We start from the raw sequence: 5,200 nt of genomic DNA on the forward strand, positions 1-5,200 counted from the left end.
GTGTGGGGGTGGATTGATCGGTTGGTGGTCAACCTGCTGGACCGCCGCGGATAAGCCAGAATACCCCAATCAAATGTGGGAGCGGGCTTGCTCGCGAAAGCGGTGTTAAGCCTTGCGCACCCGCAGGCAACGCCACAAAGCCCCAACCATCAACACGCTGACCACCGCCCAACCCCAAGCCTGCTGATTCAACAGACCCTCGCGGTACAACTGCGGCGCAACGCCGGCGCCGATGATGAACGCGAGCAAGGCAATCTCCCTGCGCGGCCCGGTCACCGGGCGTACCAGATACACCAGCGCCGGCAACACCAGTGCCGCGCTCGGGAAACTGCGATAACGTGGGTCGAACACCAGCGCCAGCATCATCACCGCCCCCGCAAACCCGGCGATTGCCATCAGCCAGCCCGCACGCTGCTCCAGCCAATTGAACGCCCGCTCGCGCCAACCTTCCCGGGCACTGAGGGCCAGGGCGGCGTGAGCCAGTACCAGCAGGTTCAGTATCACCAGCAAGCCTGCCCATACCCACTCATCATTGAAGCGCGCGGTGACGCGGGTCAGTTCCGCCCAAGTGCCGATGGAGCAGGCCGCGACCGCACCGAGCAATGGCAGCATGAGCGCAGAGCGAGTGCTGCGAACGCGGCCACCCAGCACCAGGGTGCTCAACAGAATGACGCCGCCCACGCCCAACCACAGCGGCCAGTACGGCACATTGGTGACGGGGCCGGCGAGGATGCCTTTGTCCTGGCGATCGGCATCGAACAAGCCCCAGTAACCACCGACCGCGCCTTCACTGGCACGCTTCCATGGTTGGTCAAAGGCTTCGATCAGGTTGTAGCGCCAGCCATTGGCTTCAGCCATGGCCACAAAACCACGCATGAACTTTGCCTCGTTGACCCGACTCGGCACCGCTGTCTCGCGCTGGCGGCCTTCGCTGGGCCAGCCGGTCTCGCCGATCAGTACATCCTTGGGCGCGAACTTGTTGCCGAAGGTCTGGCGGACATCGCCAACATGCTTGAGGGCCTGGTCGATGCCGGAGGGATCATCTTCCCAGTAAGGCAACAGGTGGATGGTCAGGAAGTCCACCGCTGGGGCAATTTCCGGGTGTTGCAGCCAGAACTCCCAGACGTCGGCATAGGTGACCGGCTGTTTGATCTGGCTCTTGACTGTATGGATCAGCGTCACCAGCTGCTTGGCGGTGACTTCCTTGCGCAACAGGGCTTCGTTGCCAACGATCACCGAGGTGACGACATCGGGGTTGGCGTTGGCCGCAGCGATCAGTTCGGCGACTTCTTTTTCAGTGGCAACCGGGTCACTGCTGACCCAGGCGCCCGCCATCAACTTCAGGCCGTGCTTGCGCGCCATTCCCGGCAGGGCTTCCAGGCCGGTCATCGAGTAGGTGCGGATGCATTCAAAGCGAGTGGCCAGTAGCGCCAGGTCGGCGTCCATACGCTCGGGGCGCAGCTTGAACGGCTGGTCGAAGGGGGACTGGTCCTTATCGAACGGCGTATAGGACGCACATTGCATCTTGTGGCTGGCACTGGCGACGTCGGGCAATACCACCGGCCGGCCGAGGCCGTACCAATAGCCGACGAGGGCAAGCAGGCCGAGGATCAAGGCGAAAAAATAGGGCAGGGCAGGAAAGCGGGCAGTCGCGGGCATGGTCGGCTTATCTGGAGGAGCAAAGGCGCGCATCTTACCCGGATTTGGTCCGTCCCAGTGGGGCAGCATAATTTTGACATGCAAAGTTCGGGCGGGATTCTGGCGTCAAATCCTATAAAACCGGTTGCTGGCGATGTGATGTCGTTTCTTGCTCGCGTGAGGTCGCAGTCAGAGCAGGTTCCGCACCCCGGCAGGTTGATGATCGAAGTGTCAGCACTCCACTGATGCCGCGGTCACCGGATCGATGCGCGTGAAAGGGGCGCGGCGCACCACATAACAACAGGTTGACGTCGCTCGGCATCCGTCGGGCGCAGCACTTTCGGGGAAGTACGATGAAGATGCGACGACTCTTGGGCGCAGCTGCCACTCTGGTAGTTGCGATGAGCTCCACACTGGCCAGCGCCGACAGCAAAACCCTGAGCATCGGCTACGTGGACGGTTGGTCCGACAGTGTTGCCACCACTCATGTGGCGGCAGAAGTGATCAAGGAAAAACTCGGTTATGACGTCAAGCTGCAAGCCGTCGCCACCGGGATCATGTGGCAGGGCGTAGCCACCGGCAAACTTGACGCCATGCTTTCTGCCTGGCTGCCCGTGACCCACGGTGAATACTGGGCCAAGAACAAGGATAAGGTGGTCGACTACGGCCCCAACTTCAAGGATGCGAAGATTGGCCTGATTGTGCCGGAGTACGTCAAGGCCAAGTCCATCGAAGACCTCAAGACTGACACCACCTTCAAGAACAAGATCGTTGGCATCGACGCCGGTTCAGGCGTGATGCTCAAGACCGATCAAGCCATCAAGGACTACGGCCTGGACTATAAGCTGCAAGCCAGCTCGGGCGCGGCGATGATCGCCGAGCTGACCCGTGCCGAAGACAAGCAGGAGTCCATTGCGGTCACAGGTTGGGTGCCGCACTGGATGTTCGCCAAGTGGAAACTGCGCTTCCTGGACGATCCAAAGGGCGTTTATGGCGCTGCTGAAACCGTCAACAGCATCGGCAGCAAGGGCTTGGAGAAGAAAGCGCCGGAAGTCGCGGCCTTCCTGAAGAAATTCCAGTGGGCTTCCAAGGATGAAATCGGTGAGGTCATGCTCGCGATTCAAGAGGGTGCCAAGCCTGAAGCGGCCGCCAAGGATTGGGTCGCCAAGCACCCTGAGCGCGTAGCTGAGTGGACCGGTAAATAAGACTACAGCTACATCCCTTGTGGGAGGGGGCTCGCCCCCGATGGCGGTCTGTCAGCTATAGATGTGCTGGCTGACACACTGCTATCGGGGGCAAGCCCCCTCCCACAATTGTTTTGCATCCCGCAAATCCTCCTGCGGCCTCAGAATCCCTCGCTACACTCGATCTAAGACTAAGGTCGTCTGGAACCTCTACGACAGCCGAATACAGTGGATACGTTCCAAAATAATAAAAAAGCTGTGCTGCGAGGATAAAAACAATGAACGACAGCATTTACCTCTCGATTCAAAACAGCCCGCGCTTCAAGGAGCTGGTGAGAAAAAGGGAACGGTTCGCCTGGGTTCTCTCGGCGATCATGCTAGGGCTTTACTCCGCTTTCATCCTGTTGATCGCCTACGGGCCACAAGTGCTGGGCGCCAAGCTCAGCCCCGGGTCATCGATAACCTGGGGTATTCCCCTGGGCGTCGGGCTGATTGTGTCCGCCTTCATCCTGACCGGCATCTATGTGCGCCGGGCCAATGGCGAATTTGACGACCTGAACAATGCGATTCTCAAGGAGGCTGCGCAATGATCCGGCGTCTATTGGCTGTATTCGGCGCTGCGCTGTTTGCCCCGGCCGTTTGGGCGGCGGATGCATTGACCGGCGAGGTGCACAAGCAACCGCTGAACGTATCGGCCATCGTGATGTTCATCGCGTTTGTCGGTGCCACCCTGTGCATCACATACTGGGCTTCCAAGCGCAACAAATCGGCGGCGGACTACTATGCGGCCGGTGGCAAGATCACCGGTTTCCAGAACGGTCTGGCGATTGCCGGTGACTATATGTCGGCCGCCTCCTTCCTGGGTATTTCCGCGCTGGTCTACACCTCCGGTTATGACGGCCTGATCTATTCGATCGGCTTCCTGGTGGGTTGGCCGATCATCCTGTTCCTGATCGCCGAACGCTTGCGTAACCTGGGCAAGTACACCTTTGCCGATGTGGCGTCCTATCGCCTGGGGCAAACCCAGATCCGCAGCCTGTCGGCCTGTGGTTCATTGGTGGTGGTGGCGTTCTACCTGATCGCGCAGATGGTGGGTGCTGGCAAGCTGATCCAACTGCTGTTCGGCCTGGATTACCACGTGGCGGTGATCCTTGTGGGTATCCTGATGTGCCTGTACGTGTTGTTCGGCGGCATGCTGGCGACCACCTGGGTGCAGATCATCAAGGCAGTCCTGTTGCTGTCCGGTGCCTCGTTCATGGCGCTGATGGTGATGAAGCACGTCAACTTCGACTTCAATACGTTGTTCTCCGAGGCGATCAAGGTTCACCCCAAAGGTGAAGCGATCATGAGCCCCGGCGGCCTGGTGAAAGACCCGATTTCTGCCTTCTCCCTTGGTCTGGCCCTGATGTTCGGGACCGCTGGCCTGCCGCACATCCTGATGCGCTTCTTCACCGTGAGCGATGCCAAGGAAGCGCGTAAGAGCGTGTTGTATGCCACTGGCTTCATCGGCTACTTCTATATCCTGACCTTTATCATCGGTTTCGGCGCGATCCTGCTGGTCAGCACCAACCCGGCGTTCAAGGATGCTGCAGGCGCCTTGCTCGGTGGCAATAACATGGCGGCGGTGCACCTGGCCAATGCGGTGGGCGGCAGTATTTTCCTTGGCTTCATCTCGGCCGTGGCGTTTGCCACCATTCTGGCGGTGGTTGCTGGCTTGACCCTGGCCGGTGCGTCGGCGGTGTCTCATGACCTGTACGCCAGCGTGATCAAGAAGGGCAAGGCCAACGAGAAAGATGAGATTCGCGTGTCGAAGATCACCACCGTGGCCTTGGGTGTATTGGCGATTGGCCTGGGTATCCTGTTCGAAAGCCAGAACATCGCATTCATGGTCGGTCTGGCGTTCTCCATTGCCGCCAGCTGTAACTTCCCGGTGCTGCTGCTTTCCATGTACTGGAAAAACCTCACCACCCGTGGCGCCATGATTGGCGGCTGGCTGGGCTTGGTCAGTGCCGTGGGCCTGATGATCCTTGGTCCGACCATCTGGGTCTCGATCCTGCACCATGAAAAAGCCATCTTCCCGTATGAATACCCGGCGCTGTTCTCGATGATCATTGCCTTTGTCGGCATCTGGTTCTTCTCCATCACCGACAAGTCGGCGGCGGCAGAGAAAGAGCGTGCGCTGTACTTCCCGCAGTTTGTGCGTTCGCAGACTGGCCTGGGGGCGAGTGGGGCGGTTAACCACTAAGGTTGTAGCTGGATAAAGAAATGCCCCGGTCGAAAGGCCGGGGCATTTTTTGTGGGCTTGGGTGATGTGTCGGCTGGGCTATCGTTATCGCGGGCAAGCCCGGCTCCCACACTTGGAATGCATTCTCCTGTGG

Annotated in this window: 4 protein-coding genes; 3 read left to right on the forward strand and 1 reads right to left on the reverse strand. The window is 59.5% G+C overall.

The window, feature by feature from the left end:
• Positions 1-105: 105 nt before the first annotated feature.
• Positions 106-1,659: a glycosyl hydrolase family 17 protein gene (locus tag ACRESD_RS17125; protein WP_431752003.1), complete on the reverse strand. Its 1,554-nt coding sequence runs from the start codon at positions 1,657-1,659 to the stop codon at positions 106-108.
• A 332-nt stretch (positions 1,660-1,991) separates the two neighbouring features.
• On the opposite strand from ACRESD_RS17125, the gene ACRESD_RS17130 reads away from it, so the two are divergent.
• The 3 genes from ACRESD_RS17130 (at position 1,992) to ACRESD_RS17140 (ending at position 5,067) form a co-directional block, all read left to right on the forward strand.
• The gene (locus tag ACRESD_RS17130) at positions 1,992-2,843 is read left to right on the forward strand and encodes a glycine betaine ABC transporter substrate-binding protein (RefSeq protein ID WP_431752004.1); all 852 of its coding nucleotides are present in this window, start codon (positions 1,992-1,994) and stop codon (positions 2,841-2,843) included.
• 257 nt (positions 2,844-3,100) lie between these two features.
• Positions 3,101-3,412 (forward strand): DUF485 domain-containing protein, encoded by a 312-nt coding sequence (locus ACRESD_RS17135; protein WP_431752005.1) that lies wholly within the window; start codon positions 3,101-3,103, stop codon positions 3,410-3,412.
• Entirely contained in the window at positions 3,409-5,067 is a 1,659-nt protein-coding gene (locus ACRESD_RS17140) for a cation acetate symporter (protein WP_431752006.1), read from the forward strand. The genes ACRESD_RS17135 and ACRESD_RS17140 overlap by 4 nt, the downstream gene beginning before the upstream one ends.
• Positions 5,068-5,200: the final 133 nt, after the last annotated feature.

Origin of the sequence: Pseudomonas sp. (assembly GCF_050739995.1) — a bacterium.
In the GTDB taxonomy this organism is placed as follows: Bacteria; Pseudomonadota; Gammaproteobacteria; order Pseudomonadales; family Pseudomonadaceae; genus Aquipseudomonas.

Bases quoted from the DNA above. Each gene is read 5' to 3' on its own strand.
- ACRESD_RS17125 (WP_431752003.1), bottom strand. From the start codon at position 1,659: ATGCCCGCGACTGCCCGCTTTCCTGCCCTGCCCTATTTTTTCGCCTTG.
- ACRESD_RS17130 (WP_431752004.1), top strand. From the start codon at position 1,992: ATGAAGATGCGACGACTCTTGGGCGCAGCTGCCACTCTGGTAGTTGCG.
- ACRESD_RS17135 (WP_431752005.1), top strand. From the start codon at position 3,101: ATGAACGACAGCATTTACCTCTCGATTCAAAACAGCCCGCGCTTCAAG.
- ACRESD_RS17140 (WP_431752006.1), top strand. From the start codon at position 3,409: ATGATCCGGCGTCTATTGGCTGTATTCGGCGCTGCGCTGTTTGCCCCG.